Consider the following 24279-nt stretch of genomic DNA (forward strand, 5'->3'; position numbering starts at 1 on the left):
GCGTATTTAAAGCTCAGAAACATTTCTGTAAATAGCTATTTTTTGACATTGAAAGTTATTATTAAAATGAAGATTAAATGTCTTATAGAAATTTAACTTTCTCTGTAATTTCCTAAAAAGTAGCAAACTGATATATTCGAGAAATAAATTAAAATAGTTGTGTCACTCGGAGCGACATATTTATTTCACTGGTAGATAACTGTATTCCATGAAAACGTCATCACGACTATCAACGCTTATTTATTAACCAGCTCCAACCACTGTCATTACGCGACCCCGGTTCAATTCACGACATTTTTTCTATCGTGCACCTTGAGTAAAAAGATATGGCGTTTTCAATAAGCGATGCGTACTCACCGATTGCAATCCGAAGCGCTGATCGTCAATATTGAGCAAAACGACTCAAGTCAGGCCATTTTAACGCCTGCAACCTCTCTACGCTTGGCTGCTTAGGAAAGCACTATGGATATTAAGCAATTGAAATACCTCATTGCTCTCGACGAAACCCAGCATTTTGGGCAAGCCGCAGCGATGTGCCACATTACCCAGCCAACTCTTTCGATGCGCATTCGCAATTTAGAAGAGGAGTTGCAACTCACTTTGATTAACCGTGGCCAGCGCTTCGAAGGATTTACCGATGCAGGCGAGCGCATTCTCGCTTGGGCGCGCAGTGTGCTCGCCGCGCACGACGGTTTGCAAGCAGAAGCTGCCAACTGCCGCGGACAGCTGGTCGGGAATCTGCGTTTTGGCATGGTCCCTCTAGCCAGCCTTGACCCTATGACATTGCTCAAGCCACTCACCCAACACTACCCAGATCTGCGCTATCAGCTCTTTTCAATGACCTCGGAACAAGTGGTTGACGCGTTAAACCGCAACCAGCTTGATCTCGGTCTTTGCTATCTCGATCAACTCGATACGCGCCAATTTGAGGTGTTTGAACTTCAACCTACCCGTATGGGGCTGCTGCACGATAGCCGCTATTTTTCCTTCGGCGAGAGCGAAATGGGTTGGGAGAGTCTCGATAAGATCCCGCTTGGCTTGCTTACTCAGGGGATGCATTACCGCCGCTCGATTGACCTTAGTTTTCACAGTCACGCAATTGAACCACACATTCAGTTAGAGAGTGACTCGACATTTCAGTTGCTGCAAGCGGTCAACGCCGGGCTATGTTGCACCATTATGCCACTTAATGGTGGCATGGAAGCCATGAATGAGCATCTGCGGATGATCCCGATCTCCAAAGCCAAGGTACACTCGCGGATTGGCCTACTGATTCGTAGCAGTGAACCGCGTTCGGTCCTGGCTGAACGATGCTTTGCCAAAGCACAGACGATATTTGCCGCTGACTCGCTCACCACGGCATAAAGAGAGAAAGAATCATGACCTGCACCATCACACCTCTGACGCAACTGAGTGAAGCCAACTTCGCTGCACACAAACCAGATCGTTATCAATATGTAGAGATGAATACTGGGCGCACTCAAGGCAGTAAAGCGCTGGCGAGTGAAACGGCGCTCTCCATCAGTTTTAATGGCATCAGCTACGCAGTGATGATGGTGACACCGGGCAACATCGAAGATTTCGTTACCGGGTTTAGCCTCAGCAGCGGCGTGGTGCACTCAGCTCGTGAAATTCACGATGTACAGTTAAGCGTTGGCCAAGATTCACTGCATGCGGCGGTTGAGATCGCCAATCGCGCATTTTGGGCGTTGAAAAGCCAGCGTCGCCAGTTAGCCGGAACCAGCGGCTGTGGCATTTGTGGGGTTGAAGCGCTTGAGCAAGCTTTGCCATCGCTGGAGGCGCTACCAGAGGTTGCGCCGCCTAAGCCAGATTTGTTTGCTGGGCTACGTGAGCGCATTCAGCAAGCGCAAGTGTTAGCTCAACACAGCGGCGCATTGCACGCGGCGCTGTATGTCACTGACGTCGGTGAACTGGCACTGTGCCGCGAGGATATTGGTCGTCACAATGCCTTGGATAAACTGATAGGCGCGATGGTGCGAGCAAACGTCAATCCAGAACAAGGCTTTGTGGTGATGACCAGTCGCTGCAGTTTGGAGCTGATCCACAAAGCGGTGCGCGCCAGAATCGCCACATTAGTGACGCTCTCGGCACCGACTTCACTGACGGTGCAATGGGCTCGTCGCCATCATTTGAACCTTGTCCATCTGCCCAAAAACAGCGCGCCGAGGCTCTACAGCCCGGCGCCAATTCAAGACCATCAGCCGCGAAAGCAACATTGTTATCTTAACGACCAATAAGCCCAGCGTTGAAAGAAAGTTAGCTCCAGCGCAAGACGCGCGTTTCGTTCCCTTCCTCAGGTTTGGCCGGAATATTGAGCGAAAGTAGCAAACTCATCCCGGCCATTAGCGCGCCAATGTAGAACACGCTGGAAGGCGAAACCAGCCAGATCATACCAAAGGTCACCGGAATCACCACCGCCGCGATGTGATTGATGGTGAAAGCAACGCCTGCGGTTGAGGCCATGTCTGCGGGATCAGCAATCTTCTGGAAGTAGGTTTTGATCGCCAGCGCCAGCGCAAAAAAGAGGTGGTCAACCACATACAGCGCAGCGGCCCACTCTGCACTTTTGACTAAACCGTAACCGACGAAGACAAAAATCAGCCCAACGTACTCAAACATCAGCGCCTTGCGCTCGCCCACCACACCGATAAAACGGCCAATCCGTTTGGCAAACAAAAAGTTGAACAGATAGTTGACCAAAAACAGCAGCGTAATATCTGCCGCTGAGTAGCCAAATTTTTCCACCATCAAAAAGCCCGCAAACACGGTAAAGATCTGCCGACGTGCACCACTCATAAAAGTGAGGGCGTAGTAGAGCCAGTAACGCTTGCGGAGCACCAGCTTTTTATTTTGCGGCACCTCGGTTTTAAACTCTGGAAAAGCAAACACCATCACCAGCACCAACACCAAACCCACCCCACCAGCGACTAAGTATACGGTGCGAAAATCGAATTTCAGTTGCTCCAACATTAACCAAATGGAGCCGTAAGTAACCAGCGAAGCCAGTGCGCCCACTGAGACATATTTACCCAACATTTCCGGCGCTTCTGCTTTACTCAGCCACTGTAAGGAGAGCGACTGCTTGAGGGTTTCAAAGTAGTGAAAGCCGGTCGACATCAATAACGTAGTCAGCAGCAAACCAAACAGGGAAGGAAACAGCCCAGTGATCGCCGTGCCGAGCGTGAGCATCGCCAGTGAAATCAACATGAAACGCTGTTCGCGAACAAACAGTAAGACAAATACCACGGTGAAGGCGAGAAAACCGGGTATTTCGCGCACACTTTGCAGTAAACCAATGTCTGCACCATCAAAGTTGGCTTTTTCTATAACGAAGTTATTGAGAAGCGCCATCCAAGTTGAGAAGGCGATGGGTACGATAATAGAAACGAGCAGTAAGAAGTTTTGCGGTGTTTTCCAACCTTGGCGGTTTGCGGTCATGATCTGTCCCTAGTTTTGACGTGAATAAGCCCAGCGCGGCTGATTCAGAACAGTGGTCATCATACTCTGCTGGCATCCAAAGGTGAAATAATTGTTACAAAAGGTGTCTGTGGGAAGAAAAGGATAAAAAAAGCCCCCGAGATGGACAATCTTCGGGGGGCTCAATCGACGTCGAACAGTGAGGAATAGAAGCTCTGCTACTTCGCTTTATCCAAATCTGCGAGTAGGGTTTCAACCGCCACTTTCAGTTGTCTGTCGTGATTTTTGGCTATGTCTTCCGGCGAGTTGTAAACCAGCACATCCGGAATCACCTCTTGGTTTTCAAACCACTGCCCTTGGTCGTCTTTAAAACCAAGTTGAGGCACACCGTAAACGAGTCGAGACTCTTGCTGAGGCTCCCATAACACCGCCGTGCCCGTACCCGGCACACGCTCACCAACCAGTTGGCCAATGCCTTCACGCTTGTAAAAATAGGGCACAATCGAGCCATCAGAATAGCTCGCCGCATTGGCCAACATGACACTCGGTTTCGCCCAGCGACGCTCAGGGAAAGTCGACAACTGATAGCCATCACGAGTGACTTGGGCGCTGTGGCGCGTACCGGAGAGCACTTCCATGAGCTGGTCGTGCAAATTGCCGCCCATGTTGTAGCGAATATCGACAATCACACCTTCTTTGTCGTTGTATTCGCCAAACAACTCATTGATCAAGCTTTCGTAAGAGATCGGTCCCATCTCTGGCACATGTACATAGCCCAAGCGCCCCTCAGACCACTGCTCCGTCAGCGCTTTGCGCTCATCAACCCAACGCTCATACGCCAGTTCCGCTTCGCGGCCCAGATCAATCGCCACCAATTGGGTCTCTTGCGGCTCTTTTTCGCCCGGGCTCAACACATTCAGACGCACCATTTTGCCGACTTTGCCGTCCAGTAGCGGATAAATGTTCATTTCTGGTGTGATCTCTTGGCCATCTACCGAGTAAATAATGCTGCCCGGTTTGATGATGGTCTGATAGGTATCAGCTGGACCCGCAGGCAGCACAGCCTTAACACGCACCCCTTTTCCTCGATAGTTGTCATCATAGAAAAGACCTAATGAAGCTTGTTCTGGCCAACCAGGTTTGCCGTCTAAGAAGAACGCGCCAGTGTGTGAGGCATTGAGCTCACCCGACATCTCACTCAGCAGTTCGGCGAAATCTTTGTAGGTGCGAATTCCAGCCAAATGCTTGCGATACGCTTCGCCGTAAGCAGCCCAATCCACACCATGCAGACCTTTATCGTAAAACTTGCTTGCGGTTAAACGCCAAGCATGGTCAAAAATGTACGCTACTTCTGCGCTAAAGTCGTAATTGGCCTCGGCTTGGTAGTCGACATAGTTGGATTCGCCACTGGGCAAATGGAGTTCTTCAATGCCGTGATCGCCAATCAGCACCAGTGTCTCACTGTCTGGCTCCATTTCGATCGCTCTCACCTCTTCCGCAGCTCGGGTAAACAACACTTCAGTGCTGCTGTCCTCAGTCATGATTTTGGTGAACTCGACGCTGTCGCCAACTTGGTTTGCCACCAACAGCGCTTTGTTATCACGCGAGAGGTAGGTAAAGCGTGGCGACATTGAGTACGGCGTGATGCGGTAAGTACGATGCTTGAGTCCACGCGGTTCAACCTGTGTCTCCATCGGCATGGCTTGCTCGCCCTCTTCGCCCCTGTCGAGCGCGATTTCTCGATCAAGCCACTTCTGCTCTTTACTTTTCTTCAGCTCGTAATCGGCCTTTTGGTTGAGCACCGTAACGTAGACATCCGACTGTACTGCCCAATCGTCGATATCACGCAGGCTGTTTCTGTCGGTTAACCAGTAGACCATCTGTCCATCTGCGCTAAATTTCGGCTCACCCTCAACAAAACCGCTGTTGGTGATCTGCACTGGCGCTTCGCTGCCGTCGGCTTTGAGCAGTACGATATCGGCGTTGTAAACCGCACGGTTACGCGTCACCAAGTATTGGCTATCTGGCGACCATGCGTAGCTTAGATCTTGGTCATGGTAGGAATAGAGCTGGGTATCATTGAGTAACACATAGTGTTTATCTTCTTCCAGATTGTAAACTTTAAGCGTGTTGCTGTTTTCACGGTACGCCAGCTTTTTGCCATCAGGCGAGTAGAGTGGCTGAGTTTGATCAACAGGCTCATCCGACAATTGCTCTTCTCGCACATCCAGTGAAGTGGAAAAGCTCTTGCCCGTATCATTCACATAGCTGTGGAAGATATCCCAGTTGCCATGGCGTTCGGAAGCGTACACCAGCGACAAACCGTCAGCTGAGAAAGAGACATTTCGCTCCGCTTGCGGGGTTTTGGTGATGCGTTTGGTTGCCCCCGACAGCAGCGATACCGTGTAAACATCACCACGGGCCACTATCGCCACTTCAGGCGCCACCGGCGAAACCGCGATTTCTGTCGCTTCATAATTGAGATTAACGAAGTGTTTGCCTTGCCCGAGAAACACCTGACGGATATTGACCTCAACTGGCTTAGCGGCGAATTCACTCGCCGCTTTTAGCCAAATTTGTCCGTCAAAACCGTAGGCGAGATCGCCTTGTTGACTGGTTGAAAGAAAACGCACAGGCAAAAACTCGTGCTGAGTGATTTGCACTGGATTATCCGCTTCATTCAACCCTTTTTGCCAAATGTTGAAGCTGCCTGAGCGCTCCGACAAATAGTAGAGCGACTGCCCATCGGCAGACCAAACGGCATCGCGATCTTCACCACGGTAGTGCGTGATACGGCTATGCTTGCCTGTCTGTGGATCAAAGCGCCAGATGTCGCGCGCTGCATCAGAGACATCGCGTTTACGCCATTGCTGTTCCATCGGGGATGGCAGATCAGTATACAGATACTGACCATTTTGCCCATTGATGGATAAACTGCTGAGCGGATTCGACAGCATTAACTTTTCTCGCCCACCCTCTGCATTCACCGCATACAGATGCGCAGACGCGGTGCCGGCAAAGCCATTGTTCACACTGGCATCGGCATCGCCCAAACGCGCTGAGCTGAAATACACCTGTTTGCCATCGGCGCTGAAAGCGTAAGGCACATCTTTACTGAAGTGGTAAGTTAAACGCTTCGCTTCGCCACCGCGCAGCGAAGTGATGAACACGTCACCCGGGCCAAAGCGGTCAGCAGTGAACGCGATCGACTGACTGTCTGGCGACCAAACTGGGTGCTCGCTGTAGCTGTCAGCCGAGGTCAGCGGCTGTGCATCGCCCCCTTGCGAAGGCACCAACCAAATCTGTCCGGCATAGGTAAAAGCGATATGTCGGCCATCTGGCGACAAGGCAATATCGCGCATCCAAGTTGGGGATGGCATTTCGGTCTTTGGAACAACACTTTCCTGAGCAACGCTCATCATTGGGCAAGCGAGAGTCATCGCCAACACCACGGAGCTAGGAGTAAAACGTCGCAATTGCATCAGTTTTCCTTATTACTTTTTAGTTATTTAATGTGACCTGTTTATTCAACAGTGACACGGCATCCTATTACAGAACAAAATCTTTCTGAACAAAAAAATGGCCACAAAAAATGGTGCAACTGCTCACTTGTCAGCCAAGCCTCCAATAACTCTACTGAAATCTCCGCAAACCTCGGCGATTTTCCTTAGTTTTTTCTGAAATCAACTCACTCAATTTATTAACAAAAAATCTGGTTTTTATGATTTTTTCTAGTTAGATTGGTTAAAAAACAACAAACAAGGAGAAAAGCATGGAAATTATCGTTCGTCCGACGTGCGTTGATGACGCGCAAGCACTGGTGGAACTCTATTCACAACCGAAAGCGCAACGTGAAACCCTGCAACTCCCAAAGCCGTCAGTAGCAATGTGGAAAGAGCGCTTATCGAATATTCCCGCCGGAGTGTATAGCTATGTTGCGGTTGTCGATGGCAAGGTGGTCGGCAATATCGGCTTTCACCATTCTCAACGCCCGCGCACCGCGCACACAGCCTCATTTGGCATTGGCGTGCATGACGATTACCACGGTTTGGGGATTGGCAGCAGGTTGATCGAAACGGTGACTGAGCTGGCAGACAACTGGCTTAACGTTCACCGTATTCAGATTGAAGTCAACAGCGATAACGAAAGAGCCATCGCCCTGTATAAGAAACATGGCTTTGTGATTGAGGGAGAAGCGGTGGATGCGTCATTTCGCGATGGCCAGTTCATCAATACTTACATCATGGGGCGCATTCGCCAGCGTGCTAGTTAAGACGCAAGCATAGGTTATCAAGGCCAGCCGCGCTGGCCCTGTTTTTGTCAGGCGGCCAAGCTCTGCCAGCGCGGATTGCGCTGTAAATAATGCTTCACATAGCTGCAAATAGGCACCACTTTGTAGCCAGCTCGCTCAATTTCAGGCAGTACCGCTTCCATCAATACTTTACCGTATCCCTTCCCTTGCAGGGCCTCTGGTACCTTAGTTGAGGTAATGTGCATCACCCCGTCGACCAGTTGATAAGCGAGCGTGGCATAGTACTCTCCTTCCAAATGCACGCTGTAACGTTGACTTTTCTCATCATGAGTGACGTTATTCACACTATTCCTCCAAAATTTCAGGTATTTATCATTGAACATGTTAATCCCCCTGAATAAAATTCCCAATCGAAATATGCGCGAATACCATTTGGGGCATACGCTTAGTGTATGCGAGATGGCAGTGACACAACTGTGCCAAATCTCTCGGGCTGCTCTATCAGGAATCACTACAATAAATGACGTTATCTATGGCGAGAATTCAAGGACGTAGTCCGTCGGTACAACAGAGCAATCAAGCGCACAAGGTATCCACTTTAAACAGTACGGACGCACTGGCGATGATTGAGCATGGCAGTGAGATGACGCTGAACGTCACGACACCTGTCGGCATCAAGTTTTTAACCACAAGTAAGTTCATTGGTTCGCATTCGAACAATGCGATCTTGATCGAGGTGCCACAGATCTCGGATGAAGATCTGCGCTTTTATTTTCAAGCAGGTTTTTGGATCAATATCAAAGCGCTGTCGCATCGCGGTGAAGGGGCGATCATTCAGTTTCGCAGCCAAATTTCCTACCGCTTGGGCGACCCATTCCCGCTGCTGGTACTGAGTGTGCCGAGCACCATGCAGGTGTCGCAGCTGCGCAAAGAGATCCGCTATGAAGTAAACCTTAGCGCGAAAGCCTATTTGGGCGAGGTTGGCGTGGATTGCGAAATACGCGATCTCTCCCGTGGTGGCTGCCGATTTATTACTACGCCGATGAGCCGCACTTTCCAAGTGGGCGAAGAAGTGTCGCTCGATATTGTCTTAGGCAAAAATGGCGGCGTGACGCTCGCCCCGCTTAAAGGCAAAGTGTGCAATTTGCAACGCTCGACCCACTACGCACGCTACGGAGTGGAATTTGATGACTACGGCAAAGTCAACGCCAAGAGCCTGCTCAGCCACCTCACTTTCGATGGTACCAAACTGAAGCTAAGAAGCTAGATGATAAAAAAACCGCCCATATTTGTGGCGGTTTTGTATTTTACAACACGTGGATTTTACAGACGGAAGAAGCTTAACTGCTCTTTCTGTTTTTCAGCTAGATGTGAAAGCTCAGCGGAATCAGGCACCACCTCTTCTGAAATACACGTCAATTGATCGACCATGTAATGCACGTGGCGAACAGGCCAGAGAAGACACAGTAAAGGGCCACTTTGTGACCCTTGAAAGACTTATTTGCGCAATGCGTTAAGCTTCGCTTGGGCGATACCAAAGATAGTATCGATCGGGTAGCTGCCGTCGTCAGTCGGCTCACCAGCCCGTTTGCCAGTGAAGATTTCAATCGCTTCGGTGACGTGCTCAATCGCCCAAATGTGAAACTCCCCTTTTTCTACTGCGCGGACAATGTCCGGGCGCAGCATCAAATTGTGCACGTTAGAGCGCGGGATGATCACGCCTTGCTGCGGATGACGTCCTTTGATCACACACACATCAAAGAAACCTTCGATCTTCTCGTTCACGCCGCCAATCGGCTGTGATTCACCAAACTGGTTCATTGAGCCGGTGATCGCAATATCCTGACGGTTTGGCTGTTTAGAAAAGGCCGATGCCACCGCGCACAACTCCGCCATACTGGCACTGTCACCATCCACACCACCATATGATTGTTCAAAGGTGATCGTGGTGGTTAACGGCACACGCGCATTGCGACCGAACACCGACGACAGATAGGCAGAGAGGATCATCACCCCTTTAGAGTGAATACTGCCGCCAAGATCGACACTGCGCTCAATGTCAATCACTTCGCCATCACCGTAACACGTGGTGGCCGTAATGCGGTTGGGTGCGCCAAATGCATGATCACCGGTGCTGATCACAGACAACGCGTTGACCTGACCGACCGCTTTCCCCTCGGTACGGATCAAGGTGGTGCCGTTGATAAAGCCTTCCATCACCATGTCTTTTAAGCGGCTCACACGCATCTCTTGATTGCTCAGCGCCTCCTCCACATGACCGATGCGGATCATGTTAGAATTGGACTGCTTCGCCACGTAGTTCGACTCACGTAGCAGATTGGCGATGTGCGCCGAATGCAGGGAAAGCTTGCCCTGATCAGCGACGATACGCGAACTGTGCTCGATGATGCGCGCAATGGCTTTTTTATCGCAATGCAGCATGTTGTTGTCATGCACCACGCTAGAGATAAAACGCGCGTACTGAAGCTCAGATTCCGCGGTGCGTTTCATCTCGTCTTCGAAGTCGGCGGTGACACGAAACAGTTCGCTAAACTCAGGATCATAGTGTTGCAGCAGTTGGTAAGTGCGATAGTCACCAAACAAAATGATCTTAATATCCAGTGGAATAGGCTCTGGATCGAGCGATACCGCGCCAGTCAGCGTGACCTCTTTTTCCAGTGACGTAAAACTGAGTTGGCGTGAGCGCAGCGCTCGTTTTAGACCATCCCAAACGTAAGGCTGTTCGAGCACTTTTTGTGCATCCATCAACAGCACGCCGCCGTTAGCTTTGTGCAAACTGCCTGCGCGAATCAGCGAAAAATCGGTAAACACCGTGCCTTTAAAAGTCGCGGTTTCAATCGAGCCAAACAGAGTGTGATAGTTAGGTGTCTCTTCCACTACTATCGGAAACTCGTCGGTTTTGCGGCTGACCAGCACATTCACTTTGTAACGACGTGGCAACTTTTTATCCAGCGCCGCCGAGGCGATTTCCCCTTGCTCACCGCTCTCTTCCAAAAAGATGTCGGCATTCTCGATAATGTCTTTTTGCAACTCGGTGAGATAGGTTTTGATCTCCGGATACTGTGAATAGTCGAGTTTGAGCTGCTTGATAAAGTGGGTGATCACATCCCGCGTTACATCATCATTGAGCTTTTTGATCTTTTCGGTGTAGGCTTCTTCCCACTCGGTGAGCTGACGCACCATGGAACGTAAACTGATTTCCAGTTCATCAATGCTAGCGCCAAAGCTCTCTTGCTCTTTACGACTCAGCACATCAAAAGTTTCTTCGGTATGCAGCTCTTCGCCATTCATCGCGACAAACTGATAATCGCCCTGCGTGGTAATCGTAAGGCTGATGCCTTTCTCTTTCGCATCTTTGGAGATGCGTTCCAGCTCCGCTTCTTGCTTTTGCGCCAACTGATTTTTCAGTTTGTCGGCGCGGCTGAAATACATTTCATTGTCAAACGCCAACGGCATCGCATTGACCAGCTTGGTCATCAGCTTCTCGATATCGTTACGGAAACGTACCCCGACACCTTGAGGAAGTTTAAGCACTTTCGGCGTGCGGATATCTTCAAAATTCGCCACATAGCACCAGTCGTACAGCGCGCTGGCATCGTGAGGATGACGATTGAGGTAGCGCAGAATCATGGTGCGTTTCCCCAAACCGTTCTGGCCGATGGCGTAAATGTTGTAGCCTTTCTCCTTGATCGACATAGCAAACTCGACCGCTTTTTGCGCGCGTTCTTGTCCGACAATCTCATCGATCGGCGTCAACTCTTTGGTTGACTTACATGGCAGTTGTTCTAATTCAGCCACAGAGTAAAGTTGGTCTGCGGTAAGTCTTTGAATCGCCATACCTGCCTCCTTGTTCTTGTTGTTGTCTTGTTACCCTAAGCCCGAACAATGTGGTCATTGAGCGTTCTGTCGAGATGGTTGGGCGTATCTAGCATCACAGTACATCAAGTCTAGTTGGATTTAATAGGATTTTTAGTGACTTAACCTACAGCCCCGCACAACTGGCGATATTTCCACCAACTTGGCTCACTAGCTTATGCTTTTGATACTCACTTGCATTTGATAATAATTTTCATTTAAACTTATGAAAATTATTTTGCCGAGGATTGAGACAGTGGATGTGGAACAATGTTGGATGCGCTACCTCAAAGCGCAAGAGCTGATGGAACAAGGCCACTGGCCGGAAGCGCACCATTTGTTTAACGATGTGCTTTCACATCTGCCTATGCATATTCAATCTGCAACCGAGGCCTGTTCACTCAAGCCCTGCCAGTTTGCCTGCCTGCTCAGCGGGCTGCGGGACGCCAGCATCGCTCAATCTGAAATTTATAACCGTATGGGGTTGCATCACGATGCTTTCAGCACTCTCAATCAAACCTATGCGTTGTTTCAGTTCCTTGCTTTGGAATCGGGCGAGTTAATCGACCGTTTACGCTCCACTCTGGTGCAACATACCGACGCGCTGCTTTCTTACATGACGGCTTTCTGCCGCGCCCAACGCAACGCGCACTGGATGCTGGAGTTGGAACACGTCAGCCATGCGCATGCTCAGTTTTCGGCGCTCCATCATTACTCAGGGGCTGCTCAAGTGGCCAGAGTGCTCAATTAAGACAAGGAATTTCAATGTCATCGCAAACCATTCTCACGGTAGAGAATCTCTCCGTCAGCTTTACCACCAATGACGGTATCGTGGATGCAGTAAAAAACGTCACTTTCCAGCTCCGCGCAGGAGAAACGCTGTCGATTGTCGGCGAATCTGGTTCCGGAAAATCGGTCTCTTCCAGCGCCTTAATGAAGCTGTTGCCTAACAACGCCATTATCCATCCAGACTCTTCGATTGTTTTTGAAGGTCAATCGATCTTAGAAAAAAGCGAAAAAGAGATGCGCACCATTCGCGGTGATCGTATCGGTATGATTTTCCAAGAGCCGATGACTTCGCTCAACCCCTATTTGCGCGTCGGCATTCAAGTCGCCGAAGCGATCATGTGCCATCGCGCCGTTTCGCCCAAGCAAGCCAAAGCGAGAGTGCTGGAGCTGTTTCATCTGGTGCATTTGCCGAATCCACAGCAAGCCTATAGCAAGTTCCCTCACGAATTTTCGGGTGGTCAGTTGCAACGCATTATGATCGCCATGGCGCTGATCAACGAGCCCGATATTCTGATCGCCGATGAACCCACCACAGCACTGGATGTGACGGTACAAGCGGAAGTGCTGCAACTGATCAAAGAGATCCAAGCCAAAATGGGCATGGCGATATTGTTCATCACCCACGATCTTGGCGTAGTGAAACACTTTGCGGACCGCGTACTAGTGATGTGCAAAGGCGAAGTGGTGGAACAAGGTGAAACGGCGACGCTGTTTGACAATCCGCAACACGATTACACCAAGATGCTGATCAACGCTATCCCGAAAGGCAGCAAAATCGCGGTGGATGAGCAAGCGCCCATGCTACTCAAAGCAGACGATATTCGAGTGCAGTTTCTCACCAAACCTCACTTCATCCCTAGCCGCTGTGAATATTTTGAGGCAGTCAAAGGCATTTCGCTGCAACTCAAACGCGGTGAAACCTTGGGGATTGTTGGCGAGTCCGGTTCGGGAAAATCGACCTTAGGCCGCGCTTTGATTGGCCTACTGCCTTGCACTGGGCACATTGAATTTCAAGGTAACGATCTCAATCAGATCAGTGCCAAGCAACGTTTTGAGCTGAAGAAAGAGATGCAAATGGTGTTTCAAGATCCCTACGGATCGTTATCACCACGCATGACGGTCGGCGAGATAATCACCGAAGCGCTCACCGTACATCGCCCCCAAATGAGCAAAGCCGAACGAATGCAACGAGCCCGTGAAGCGCTCAAAGAAGTGCGCTTAGAGCCAAATGCGATTAACCGCTACCCGCATGAGTTCTCTGGTGGTCAGCGTCAGCGCATCGCCATTGCCCGCGCCTTGATCCTTGAGCCGTCGCTTATTTTGCTCGATGAACCGACCTCAGCGCTCGATCGCTCGGTGCAGTTAACCGTGATTGATCTACTCAAAGATTTGCAGCAAAAACACAATATCGGTTATCTGTTTATCAGCCACGATCTGTCGGTGGTTAAAGCGCTTTCAGATCGCGTGTTGGTGATGCAAAAAGGCGAAGTGATGGAACAAGGAAGCGCCGAGACGATTTTCCATCATCCACAAAGCGATTACACCAAGAAGCTGATCAGCGCCTCATTTGATCTCGATAGCCAACTCAACGTGGAGGAAGTGGCCTAGCGTCATCTGTTTGTCGCAATTACACATTACTATCCAAACCAGCAGATTAAATAACAACGTCAGTCATCATTACAACAAGCAAAAAACAGAAGTATTAAAAAGTAGGTATAGCTACCTTCGGCATGGCCGCCGACCCGTCAGTTGTCTCAGGCTTAACAGACGCTGACAAAAATGCCGCGACACTGTCGCGGCATTTTCACTTTATCGCGGGCTTAAGCTGGGCTGAGCTCACGGATCCCCATGTTGAACAGAGTAAAGGCATACAAGTCTGCCGACAGATCGATCATCTTACTCATTGGCATTCCCGCACCATGTCCCGCATTGACATCAATACGGATCAGAACAGGATTCTCCCCCGCCTGCTTTTGCTGTAGCTGGGCGATAAACTTGTAGGAGTGGGCAGGTACAACACGATCATCGTGATCGGCGGTGGTGACTAAAGTGGCAGGGTAAGCAACGCCTGCTTTGACGTTGTGTACCGGAGAGTAGCCCAACAAATACTGGAACATCTCTTCACTTTGCGCCGAGGTACCGTAGTCATATTTCCAACCTTCACCAGAGGTAAAGGTGTGATAGCGCAACATATCCAAAACTCCCACCGCAGGCAGCGCGACCTTAAACAGTTCGGGCCTCTGCGTCATACACGCGCCGACCAACAAGCCACCATTGGATCCGCCGCGAATCGCTAAATGCGCACTGTCTGTGTACTGCTGTTCAATCAAGTACTCGGCCGCCGCGATGAAGTCATCAAACACGTTCTGCTTTTGCATTTGCGTGCCGGCGTTGTGCCATGCTTTACCATATTCACCGCCGCCACGTAAGTTGGCTACCGCGTACACGCCGCCCAGCTCAAGCCAGCTTGAAACCATGCCGGAAAAGGCAGGCGTGAGGCTGACATCAAAACCACCGTAGCCATAAAGGATGGTCGGGTTTTTGCCGTTGAGCTGAATGCCTTTTTTGTAAGAGATGATCATCGGGATCAAGGTGCCATCTTTTGAGGGGTAAAACACCTGCTCAGAGATAAAATCTTCACGCTTAAATGGCGCGCTCGATTCGCGATACACCACCGACTCGCCACTGTGTACATCCAAGGCAAAAATGGTCGGCGGCGTCACGTAGTTGGTGAAGGTATAGTAGAGCGTTGTTTGCGACTTTTTCCCTTCCAAACCGCTCGCGCTGCCTTGTCCGGGTAACTGAATTTCTCGGATCAGCTCGCCTTGGTAGCTGTACTGCACCACTTTCGACAGCACATCGACCATGTAAGTGGCAAACAGATAGCCACCCGCGGCTACCACCTCTAAGGGCTGCTCTTGCTCGGCGATCACATCGCGCCACTCGCCGCTGGCAATATCCACGCTGACCACTTTGCCGTTAGGGGCATGCAAATTGGTGTAGAGGATAAAGTGGCTGTCGGTTGCGTCGAGCAGCTCGGTGTCCGAGTCAACATGCTCCAGCAGCGTGAAGACTTGGCGCTCCTCGCTGTGCAGATCGACATAAAACAGTCGGTTACCTGAGGTCGACTCATGGCCGCTAATCAGCAAATAGCGATCATCATCTGTCGTTTGAGCATAGACATAGCGATGCACTTCGCCCTCATTTTCACCGAATACCAACACATCTTCTGATTGCGGGGTGCCGAGCTGATGATAATAGAGCTTGTGCTGCTCAGTGCGCGCCGAGAGCTCACTGCCTCGCGGTTTGTCATAGCGAGAATAGTAGAAACCTTGGCTACCGAGCCACGCCACGCCGGTAAATTTCACATCGACAATTTCTGGTTCAATCTGCTCACCAGTTTGAGTGTTGAGCACAAAGATCTTGCGCCAGTCACTGCCCCCTTCGGAAATGGTGTACGCCACCAGCGAATCATCTTTAGAAAAATAGACCTGATCTAACGAAGTGGTGCCATCGGGTGAAAAGCCATTGGGGTCGAGAAATACCTGCGCTTCATCCTGATCGCCTTTGCTGCGATACAACACGCTTTGGTTTTGCAGGCCATCGTTTTTATAGAAATAGGTATACTCGCCGCGCACGAACGGTTGAGAGTACTTGGCGTAATTTTGGCTGGCCGCGATTCGTTCACGCAGCGCATTGCGAAATGGGATTTTCGCTAAGTAATCGAAGGTCACGGCATTTTGTCCATCCACCCATTGCGCGGTTTCCTCGCTGCGATCATCTTCCAACCAGCGATAAGGATCGGCGACAGGATGGCCAAAATAGTGTTCGATAAGTTCTTGTTTTCGTGTGTTTATATATTGCATAACGTCCCTGTGGTCTTTCTATGCTTGGAATGAAAGGAATCGCCAGCCATCGACTATTCCTTGCTAATAAGAATAATTTTCACCCCTTAGTTCGGGGTGAGAGGCGGCTTTTTCAAGGTTAAATTGGCAACAATCATCGAAATGCTGAATAGATCGCAGTTCAGAAATAGTGCGAGATGGTGAGATAGCGCGCGCGAATGTGTTCAATTAACAGGCGAACTTTGTTCGGTGGTTGACGCGTAAATGGATAGACGGCGTAGATGCCAAGCTTTTTACCCACTTGCTCTGGAAAAATATCCACCAGCTGGCCGTTGCGAAAATCGTGGTAGACCAAACAACGTGGCACATAAGCGATACCGTGGCCACCGAGCGCCGCTTTGCGCAGTGCGGTGGCGTTGTCGGTAGAAAAGCAGCCAGAGACTTTGACAATGTAGTTACCTTTGTTGCCTTTAAACTCCCAATCTGACGCGCCCGTGGTTTGATAGGCGTATTGCAGACAGTTGTGGTTGGTCAAATCATCCGGTTTGATCGGTTTACCATGCTTGGCGATGTACGAGGGTGAGGCGCACACCACCCACTGTGAGTCGAGAATGTGACGCGCGATCAGGCTGGAATCTTCCAAATAGCCAGTGCGGATCACCAGATCGTATCCTCCAGCGATTAAGTCAACAAAGCGGTTGTCCAGCGACATATCAACGGTTAGCCCCGGATGCAGGTTGCAAAACTCAGCCACCGCGTCGGCTAAAATCAGATCGCCCGAGATGGTCGGCACCGACATTTTGATGTGGCCGCTGACGTTTTCGCCGAAACCGGAAATCGCGTCCATCGCTTCCATCGTGGCTTGCTTCACATTTTTAGCACTGTGTAACAACGCCTTGCCTGCTTCGGTTAACGTCAACTTTCGCGTGGTTCGATACAATAGCTGCACGCCTATCTCCTCTTCCAATCTGGCAATTCTTTTACTAACTACTGAATTTGTAAGGCCATTTTCTTCCGCCACCTTACTAAAATTGCCCTGTTCTACCACTTGGCAAAACAAAATTAGGTCATCTGCACGCATCTTATTATGTGATTTTTGGAAATAATGAATTTCATTATTTCCCTATATCAATAAAAAAGAAAGGGGTAAATTCACCACAAATTAACAACCCCATTACAAAAACAATAAAGGATTTTCAATATTTCAGCCGAACTCGCCTGAGATTGGAAAGTCAGAGTACGAGGAAGTACCCATGAGTGAAACCATACTTGCCTTGGTGGCCTTTTCGCCGATTGTCGTCGCCGCCATCCTACTTGTTGGCCTTAACTGGCCTGCTAAAAAAGCCATGCCCGTCGCCTTTGGCCTGACCGTTGTCATTGCCCTATTCTTCTGGGATATGTCCGGCACACGCGTGCTGGCGTCTATCCTACAAGGGCTTGGCATCACAGTGTCAGTACTGTGGATCGTGTTTGGCGCCATTTTCCTACTTAACACCCTAAAACATACGGGCGCCATCACCACCATACGTAACGGCTTTACCGACATCTCCGCTGACCGTCGCGTCCAGGCCATCATCATCGCTTGGTGTTTTGGCTCTTTCATTGAAGGCGCATCTGGTTTTGGTACACCAGCGGCAATCGCAGCGCCGCTACTGGTAGCGATAGGCTTCCCTGCATTAGCAGCGGTGCTGATGGGGATGATGATCCAATCGACGCCCGTCTCTTTTGGCGCAGTCGGTACGCCGATCATCGTCGGCGTCAACAAAGGTCTCGATACTCACAACATCAGTGAAAGCCTGCTCGCCCACGGTTCAAGCTGGGATATTTACTTACAGCAAATCACTTCAAGCGTCGCGCTTATTCACGCCGCCGTTGGCACTGTGATACCAGTGCTGATGGCGATGATGCTGACCCGCTTTTTTGGCAAGAATCGCAGTTGGAGCGAAGGCTTGGACATTCTGCCTTTCGCCCTGTTTGCTGGCTTGGCATTTACCGTGCCTTACGCACTAACTGGAGTGTTCCTTGGCCCAGAGTTTCCGTCTCTGATTGGTGGTTTGCTTGGCCTAGCCATTGTGGTAACCGCGGCGAAAAAAGGCTTTTTAGTCCCCAAAAGCCAATGGGATTTTGAAGCGGAAGAAAAATGGCCAACGGAGTGGTTGGGTTCACTGAAAATCGACCTTGAAGAGGTCAAAGGCAAGCCGATGAGTTTGGCCAAAGCGTGGACACCTTACGTGCTACTGGCGGTAATTCTAGTCGCTAGCCGTGTCAGTCCCGATTTCAAAGCGCTGCTCACTGGCATCAGCATTGCGTCTGGCAATATTCTCGGTGAAACAGGCATCACTACCGCGTTTCAGCCACTCTATCTGCCGGGTGGGATCTTAGTCTTCGTCGCGCTGTTGGCCGTGCTTATCCAATCGGGCAGTGTCAAGCCGATGGCGAAAGCGTTTGGTGAATCAAGCAAAACCTTGCTTGGTGCTGGCTTTGTTCTGGTCTTCACTATCCCTATGGTGCGTATCTTTATTAACTCTGGGGTTAACGCCGCGGATTTGGCCAGTATGCCCGTCACTACCGCGAACTTCGCTGCGGACCTAGTGGGCTCGGCGTTTCCGGCACTGAGTGCCACCGTCGGCGCACTGGGCGCGTTTATCGCCGGCTCCAACACCGTCTCTAACATGATGTTCAGCCAGTTCCAGTTTGAAGTGGCGCAAACCCTGACCATTTCCAGTGCGATTGTGGTGGCGCTGCAAGCGGTGGGCGCTGCCGCAGGCAATATGATCGCGATTCACAACGTGGTCGCCGCGTCTGCGACTGTCGGGCTGCTTGGGCGTGAAGGTGCGACGCTACGCAAGACCATTATTCCCACGTTCTACTATCTTGTGATGACAGGCATCATAGGTTTGGTCTTGATCTATGGTTTGCAACTGACCGACGCCCTGATGATCCCATAACCACTATGTCACTGCACGGCATCGCGCGCCACATCGATTCGGCGCGCATGCTTGGCAAGCTCACTTTCAGATGTCGACTGCGACTTGTCGCGCAGTCAGTGAAAGCGGATTGAGCAGTGTAACACGCTCAAATCGCGCCCTTAGATTGACAGCTAGGAACCCAATATGATTATTTCCGCTTCTACCGATTACCGCGCTGCGGCAAAAGCCAAATTGCCTCCGTTTCTTTTTCATTACATTGATGGCGGCTCTTATGACGAGCGCACGCTCAAACGCAACACTGATGACCTCGGCGACGTTGCGCTGCGCCAACGCGTGCTGCGTGACATGGCTGATCTCAGCTTAGAAACAGAAATTTTTGGTGAAAAATTGGCGATGCCTATCGCGCTTGCCCCTGTCGGTTTAACCGGCATGTACGCGCGGCGCGGCGAAGTGCAAGCGGCGAAAGCGGCGGAGAAGAAAGGCATTCCGTTTACCATGTCGACCGTTTCCGTCTGCCCGATTGAAGAAGTCGCACCCGCCATTCAGCGCCCCATGTGGTTTCAGCTTTACGTGCTCAAAGATCGCGGTTTTATGAAAAACGTGCTTGAACGCGCCAAAGCAGCAGGCGTGACCACGCTGGTGTTCACGGTTGATATGCCGGTACCGGGCGCGCGTTACCGCGACATGCACTCTGGCATGAGCGGCCCAAATGCGGCGATGCGTCGCGTGTTTCAGTCGATGCTGCATCCAAGCTGGGCGCTGGACGTCGGTTTGCTGGGTAAACCGCACGATCTGGGCAACATTTCCACCTATCGCGGCACGCCAACCAAGCTGGAAGATTACATCGGCTGGCTGGGGGCGAACTTCGATCCTTCCATCTCGTGGCAAGATCTCGAGTGGATCCGTGACTTCTGGGACGGGCCGATGGTGATTAAAGGCATCTTAGACCAAGAAGACGCCAAAGACGCGGTTCGCTTTGGCGCTGACGGCATTGTGGTATCGAACCATGGTGGCCGCCAGCTGGACGGTGTCTTATCGACCGCCAAAGCACTACCGGGGATTGCCGATGCCGTCAAAGGCGACCTGAAAATCTTCGTCGATTCGGGCATTCGCACCGGCCTAGATGTGGTGCGTATGCTGGCGCTTGGTGCTGATTGCACGTTGCTTGGTCGCTCGTTTGTTTACGCACTGGCGGCGCAAGGTGGCGCTGGAGTAGAGAACTTGCTGGATCTCTATGCTAAAGAGATGCGCGTTGCGATGGCGCTCACAGGGGCAAAAACCATTGGCGATCTTTCGCGCGATTCTCTGGTAAAAATGCCTTAAGCGATTGATAAAAAACACGGTGCTGGAAAACGTGAGCCCAGCACCGCAGCCATTTCAAGCATAAAAACACATCGGCTGCACTGAAAAAGGAAGCAATGATGGCCAACACTCTTTCCAACGCCACTTACCAACAACTTGAAACACTGTTTGCAACACGCATCGAGCAAGAGCGGATCATTACCCAAGAGGCCAAACGCTTAGCCTACGGTACCGATGCCAGTTTTTATCGTTTGATCCCCAAGATTGTACTGCGCCTCAAAGATCTCGACGAAGTGATATTCGCCATTCAAAGTTGCCACAAACTGGGCGTGCACTGCACCTTTCGCGCCGCTGGTACCAGCCTTTCCGGGCAAGCGGTGTCCGACTCAGTACTGATCACACTGACCGACGACTGGCGCGGGCATGAAATTATCGACAATGGCCATAAGATCACTCTGCAACCCGGCGTGATCGGCGCAGATGCCAACAAATACCTTGCACCTTTCCAACGCAAGATCGGCCCAGATCCAGCCTCGATCAATACCTGCAAAATCGGCGGCATTGCGGCCAATAATGCCAGTGGCATGTGCTGCGGCACCGCGCAAAACTCTTACCGCACCGTGGATAGTATGAAGATCGTTTTTAGTGACGGCACCATACTGAACACCGCAGATCACGCCAGCATCGCTGCGTTTAAGCAAAGCCACGCTTCGCTCGTCTCCGGCATTGAAGCACTTTGCCAACAAGTCACTGATAATAAAGAATTATCGAATAAAATTAAGCACAAATATCGTCTTAAAAATACCACAGGTTACGCTCTTAATGCCCTGGTGGATTACCAAGATCCGATTGAAGTGATTGAACACTTGATGATTGGTTCAGAAGGCACCTTAGGCTTTATTGCCGAGATCACCTATAACACCGTCATTGAGCACCCCAATAAAGCCTCCACGTTGTTGGTCTTTGCGACCATCGAAGAAGCGTGTCGCGCCGTGACCACGTTGTCCAAGTTGCCCGTGGCCGCCGTGGAACTGATGGATGGACGCGCACTGCGCTCTGTTGCAGACAAAGCCGGTATGCCGAGCTTTATTCAATCGTTGGATCTCGAAGCCGCGGCCATTTTGGTTGAGTCTCATGCAAGCTGCCAAACAACGTTAGATTTACAATGTAAATCTGTGATGGATGCATTAGCAGAGTACACCATCATTGAATCTGTGCCGTTCACCAGCGATGCTGCGACCGTTGCGACACTGTGGGGGATCCGCAAAGGGATGTTTCCAGCGGTCGGCGCGGTACGCGAAGTCGGCACCACGGTAATTATCGAAGACGTTGCTTTTCCCGTGGAAAACTTAGCTAACGGTGTGCGTGACTTACAAACCTTGTTTGATCGTTACCAATACAGTGAAGCGATCATTTTCGGCCACGCGCTCGAAGGCAACTTGCACTTCGTTTTCACTCAAGGTTTTGATAGTCAAAAAGAAATTGATCGCTACGGCAAGTTTATGGATGACGTCGCTGAGCTCGTTGCGGTCAAATATCAAGGCTCGCTCAAAGCAGAACATGGTACAGGGCGTAACATGGCCCCCTATGTTGAACTAGAGTGGGGCCGTGAGGGCTACCAGTTGATGCAGCAGATCAAAGCGCTGTTCGATCCGCAGGGCCTGCTCAATCCCGGGGTGATTATCAACGACAATCCACATTCCCACATCGAAAACCTCAAACCCATGCCAGCCGCTGATCCCTTGGTGGATCGCTGCATTGAATGCGGCTTTTGCGAGCCCGTTTGCCCATCGCGTACGCTCACGCTTTCGCCTCGTCAACGCATCGTGCTCTATCGAGAATTACAGCGCAGAGAGCGTGCAGGTGAAAAGGTTGAAGCCAGCGAGTTGGAGAAAGTGTTTGAATATCAAGGTATTGATACCTGCGCCGCAACTGGTTTGTGTGCCGATCGCTGCCCAGTTGGCATTAATACTGGCGATTTGGTGAAAAAACTTCGCACGGCTAAATATCAGAAGTTTACCCCGATTGCCAAATGGACTGCGGACCATTTTTCCGCCACCGCCGCCCTAACACGCGCTGGCCTCAAAGCCAACCAGATCGCCACTAAAACGCTTGGCGCTGGAACGGTCGGCAAACTGACCAACGGATTGCGATCGCTTTCCAAAGGAGCAACGCCTATCTGGTATGCAGAATATCCGCAGGCCAATACGCATGACCTAGGTAAAGTCCCACTGGCGCAGCGCTCAGACGAAAAGAAAGTGGTCTACATGCCCTCTTGTGCCAGCCGTAACATGGGCCAGCAGAGCAGCGCGACAGATCAACGCCCGCTGACGGAGGTGACATTGTCACTATTAGAGAAAGCGGGCTACGATGTGATAATTCCATCGAGCCTGAATGATCAGTGCTGTGGCATGCCTTACGACAGCAAAGGCATGAGCGAACTGGCTGAAAGTAAAGCGAAACAGTTGGAAGAGGTGCTGTGGCAGGCCACTCGTCAAGGTAAATATGCGGTGCTTATGGATACCAGCCCTTGTGCCAAACGCAGCATTGAGCAGTTTAGCAAGCCGCTGGAAGTGCTTGAGCCTACCGGTTTTGTGCGCAAGTATCTGCTGGAGCATCTGCACATTAAGCCGCTTAATGAAACCGTCATGTTGCACGTCACGTGCAGTTCACGCCGCATGGGGCTGGAAAACGACATGTTGGCACTGGCCAAAGCCTGCACCAGTCAAGTGATCGTGCCTGAGCATATTCAGTGTTGCGGCTGGGCTGGCGACAAAGGGTTTACTACGCCAGAATTGAACGCCGCCGCGGTTCATCCGCTCAAAGCGCAAGTACCAAGCGATTGCACTCGCGGTTTTAGTAACAGTCGCACCTGTGAAATTGGCCTGTCGCATCACAGCGGAATACCCTATCAATCCATTTTGTATTTGGTCGACGAAGTCTCTTCCCCGAGAGGCTAACGTTGTTTCCCCCTTGGCCCTAAGCAGGGCCATTTTTTGTTGTTCGCAATTTCATATTGAGGTGGGCATACTAGGCCGAACTGGAAACTGAGCAAATCAGATGGAACAAAGGCCATGACCGAATCGCAGCAACTGATCGCTGAACTGAAAACCCAACTGAAATTACGTGGTGTGCACTATGCCGACATCGCCACCGCCTTAGATCTTAGTGAAGGCTCGGTAAAACGCTTGCTTGCGGAAGGCAACAACATCAGCTTGGAACGTTTGGAACGCATATGCCAGCTTATCGACCTAGAGATGAGTGAGTTGTTTAAGCTCGCCTATGCACAAAAACAGGGGCTAACCGCGCTCAATTATCAGCAGGAGAAAGAACTGATTGACGACAAAGCACTGCTACTGGTGGCGGTTTGCGTCGTGAATGGCTACACCTTCAAACAGATCGCCGAACAGTATCAGTTTAATGAACCGGATCTGATACAAAAGTGCGTGCAACTCGATCGTCTCGGCATCATTGAACTGCAACCCAACAACCGCTTCAAATTGAAAGTCGCAAAGCAGTTCACTTGGATTGCCGGTGGCCCGATTCAATCGTTTTTCCAGCAGCAAGTGCAACACGCCTTTTTCAACAGCTATTTTGCCGCAGAGGATGAAAAACTGGTGATGGCAACAGGGCTGATGTCGCTGCCCAGCAACCAGAAAATGCAGCAGAAGATGCAAAAACTGGTCGGCGAATTCTACGCCACCTGCCAAAGTGACAATGAACTGGATATCAAAGATCGTCACGGGACATCCTTGGTGCTCGCGATTCGCCGCTGGACGTTCCCGCTGTTCGCCGAGCGAGAAGCAAACGCGAGCCAGTGTAAAAAGTAACATCAGATTAGATCTCG

General features: G+C 50.8%; 16 protein-coding genes. 10 read left to right on the top strand and 6 right to left on the bottom strand.

Annotated elements, in window-relative coordinates:
• Nucleotides 1–462 precede the first annotated feature (462 nt).
• Both EWA64_RS20640 and fdhD read left to right on the top strand, forming a co-directional pair.
• On the top strand, nucleotides 463–1365 hold the full coding sequence (locus tag EWA64_RS20640) for a LysR family transcriptional regulator (RefSeq protein WP_061894378.1): 903 nt from the start codon (nucleotides 463–465) through the stop codon (nucleotides 1363–1365).
• Nucleotides 1366–1379: 14 nt separating this feature from the next.
• Complete coding sequence (fdhD, locus tag EWA64_RS20645) at nucleotides 1380–2258, top strand: formate dehydrogenase accessory sulfurtransferase FdhD (RefSeq protein WP_061894377.1); 879 nt, start codon at nucleotides 1380–1382, stop codon at nucleotides 2256–2258.
• Nucleotides 2259–2277: 19 nt separating this feature from the next.
• Here fdhD and EWA64_RS20650 read toward each other — a convergent pair whose 3' ends face one another.
• Nucleotides 2278–3459: an MFS transporter gene (locus EWA64_RS20650; RefSeq protein ID WP_061894376.1), complete on the bottom strand. Its 1182-nt coding sequence runs from the start codon at nucleotides 3457–3459 to the stop codon at nucleotides 2278–2280.
• 197 nt (nucleotides 3460–3656) lie between these two features.
• Nucleotides 3657–6920, bottom strand: a complete 3264-nt coding sequence (locus EWA64_RS20655) for a S41 family peptidase (protein WP_061894375.1) — start codon at nucleotides 6918–6920, stop codon at nucleotides 3657–3659.
• A gap of 290 nt (nucleotides 6921–7210) precedes the next feature.
• Here EWA64_RS20655 and EWA64_RS20660 point away from each other — a divergent pair, with 290 nt between their 5' ends.
• Nucleotides 7211–7711 carry a GNAT family N-acetyltransferase gene (locus EWA64_RS20660; protein WP_039442645.1) on the top strand — a complete coding sequence of 167 codons (501 nt, stop codon included), beginning with the start codon at nucleotides 7211–7213 and terminating at the stop codon, nucleotides 7709–7711.
• A 47-nt stretch (nucleotides 7712–7758) separates the two neighbouring features.
• Here the strand turns inward: EWA64_RS20660 and EWA64_RS20665 are convergent, their stop codons facing one another.
• The gene (locus tag EWA64_RS20665; protein ID WP_039428082.1) at nucleotides 7759–8034 is read right to left on the bottom strand and encodes a GNAT family N-acetyltransferase; all 276 of its coding nucleotides are present in this window, start codon (nucleotides 8032–8034) and stop codon (nucleotides 7759–7761) included.
• A gap of 176 nt (nucleotides 8035–8210) precedes the next feature.
• Between EWA64_RS20665 and EWA64_RS20670 the strand changes: the two genes are divergently transcribed.
• Nucleotides 8211–8957 (top strand): flagellar brake protein, encoded by a 747-nt coding sequence (locus EWA64_RS20670; RefSeq protein ID WP_061894374.1) that lies wholly within the window; start codon nucleotides 8211–8213, stop codon nucleotides 8955–8957.
• 230 nt (nucleotides 8958–9187) lie between these two features.
• Here EWA64_RS20670 and EWA64_RS20675 read toward each other — a convergent pair whose 3' ends face one another.
• Entirely contained in the window at nucleotides 9188–11548 is a 2361-nt protein-coding gene (locus EWA64_RS20675) for a Lon protease family protein (RefSeq protein WP_061894373.1), read from the bottom strand.
• 274 nt (nucleotides 11549–11822) lie between these two features.
• Between EWA64_RS20675 and EWA64_RS20680 the strand changes: the two genes are divergently transcribed.
• Nucleotides 11823–12317: a hypothetical protein gene (locus tag EWA64_RS20680; protein WP_061894372.1), complete on the top strand. Its 495-nt coding sequence runs from the start codon at nucleotides 11823–11825 to the stop codon at nucleotides 12315–12317.
• A gap of 14 nt (nucleotides 12318–12331) precedes the next feature.
• A complete protein-coding gene (locus tag EWA64_RS20685; RefSeq protein WP_061894371.1) occupies nucleotides 12332–13963 on the top strand; it encodes an ABC transporter ATP-binding protein in 1632 nt (543 codons plus the stop codon).
• A 212-nt stretch (nucleotides 13964–14175) separates the two neighbouring features.
• Here EWA64_RS20685 and EWA64_RS20690 read toward each other — a convergent pair whose 3' ends face one another.
• Together EWA64_RS20690 and EWA64_RS20695 are read right to left on the bottom strand one after the other, a co-directional pair.
• A complete protein-coding gene (locus EWA64_RS20690; RefSeq protein WP_061894370.1) occupies nucleotides 14176–16221 on the bottom strand; it encodes a prolyl oligopeptidase family serine peptidase in 2046 nt (681 codons plus the stop codon).
• 160 nt (nucleotides 16222–16381) lie between these two features.
• Nucleotides 16382–17281: a LysR family transcriptional regulator gene (locus tag EWA64_RS20695; protein WP_061894369.1), complete on the bottom strand. Its 900-nt coding sequence runs from the start codon at nucleotides 17279–17281 to the stop codon at nucleotides 16382–16384.
• Nucleotides 17282–17453: 172 nt separating this feature from the next.
• On the opposite strand from EWA64_RS20695, the gene EWA64_RS20700 reads away from it, so the two are divergent.
• The 4 genes from EWA64_RS20700 to EWA64_RS20715 all read left to right on the top strand — a co-directional run bounded on the left by EWA64_RS20700 (nucleotide 17454) and on the right by EWA64_RS20715 (nucleotide 24262).
• Complete coding sequence (locus tag EWA64_RS20700) at nucleotides 17454–19148, top strand: L-lactate permease (RefSeq protein WP_061894368.1); 1695 nt, start codon at nucleotides 17454–17456, stop codon at nucleotides 19146–19148.
• Between the two features lie 165 nt (nucleotides 19149–19313).
• The gene (gene lldD / locus EWA64_RS20705; RefSeq protein ID WP_061894367.1) at nucleotides 19314–20453 is read left to right on the top strand and encodes an FMN-dependent L-lactate dehydrogenase LldD; all 1140 of its coding nucleotides are present in this window, start codon (nucleotides 19314–19316) and stop codon (nucleotides 20451–20453) included.
• A 95-nt stretch (nucleotides 20454–20548) separates the two neighbouring features.
• Complete coding sequence (locus EWA64_RS20710; protein WP_082796655.1) at nucleotides 20549–23392, top strand: FAD-binding and (Fe-S)-binding domain-containing protein; 2844 nt, start codon at nucleotides 20549–20551, stop codon at nucleotides 23390–23392.
• 114 nt (nucleotides 23393–23506) lie between these two features.
• On the top strand, nucleotides 23507–24262 hold the full coding sequence (locus tag EWA64_RS20715) for a helix-turn-helix domain-containing protein (RefSeq protein ID WP_061894365.1): 756 nt from the start codon (nucleotides 23507–23509) through the stop codon (nucleotides 24260–24262).
• The last annotated feature ends 17 nt before the right edge of the window (nucleotides 24263–24279 follow it).

The sequence above is a fragment of the Vibrio cidicii genome (genome assembly GCF_009665415.1).
GTDB lineage: Bacteria > Pseudomonadota > Gammaproteobacteria > Enterobacterales > Vibrionaceae > Vibrio > Vibrio cidicii.

Excerpts from the sequence above, each read along its gene's own strand:
- EWA64_RS20640 (WP_061894378.1), top strand. The coding sequence starts at position 463 with ATGGATATTAAGCAATTGAAATACCTCATTGCTCTCGACGAAACCCAG.
- EWA64_RS20655 (WP_061894375.1), bottom strand. The coding sequence starts at position 6,920 with ATGCAATTGCGACGTTTTACTCCTAGCTCCGTGGTGTTGGCGATGACT.
- EWA64_RS20670 (WP_061894374.1), top strand. The coding sequence starts at position 8,211 with ATGACGTTATCTATGGCGAGAATTCAAGGACGTAGTCCGTCGGTACAA.
- EWA64_RS20715 (WP_061894365.1), top strand. The coding sequence starts at position 23,507 with ATGACCGAATCGCAGCAACTGATCGCTGAACTGAAAACCCAACTGAAA.
- EWA64_RS20650 (WP_061894376.1), bottom strand. The coding sequence starts at position 3,459 with ATGACCGCAAACCGCCAAGGTTGGAAAACACCGCAAAACTTCTTACTG.
- fdhD (WP_061894377.1), top strand. The coding sequence starts at position 1,380 with ATGACCTGCACCATCACACCTCTGACGCAACTGAGTGAAGCCAACTTC.
- EWA64_RS20660 (WP_039442645.1), top strand. The coding sequence starts at position 7,211 with ATGGAAATTATCGTTCGTCCGACGTGCGTTGATGACGCGCAAGCACTG.
- EWA64_RS20690 (WP_061894370.1), bottom strand. The coding sequence starts at position 16,221 with ATGCAATATATAAACACACGAAAACAAGAACTTATCGAACACTATTTT.
- EWA64_RS20685 (WP_061894371.1), top strand. The coding sequence starts at position 12,332 with ATGTCATCGCAAACCATTCTCACGGTAGAGAATCTCTCCGTCAGCTTT.
- EWA64_RS20710 (WP_082796655.1), top strand. The coding sequence starts at position 20,549 with ATGATGGCCAACACTCTTTCCAACGCCACTTACCAACAACTTGAAACA.
- lldD (WP_061894367.1), top strand. The coding sequence starts at position 19,314 with ATGATTATTTCCGCTTCTACCGATTACCGCGCTGCGGCAAAAGCCAAA.
- EWA64_RS20695 (WP_061894369.1), bottom strand. The coding sequence starts at position 17,281 with ATGCGTGCAGATGACCTAATTTTGTTTTGCCAAGTGGTAGAACAGGGC.
- EWA64_RS20675 (WP_061894373.1), bottom strand. The coding sequence starts at position 11,548 with ATGGCGATTCAAAGACTTACCGCAGACCAACTTTACTCTGTGGCTGAA.
- EWA64_RS20700 (WP_061894368.1), top strand. The coding sequence starts at position 17,454 with ATGAGTGAAACCATACTTGCCTTGGTGGCCTTTTCGCCGATTGTCGTC.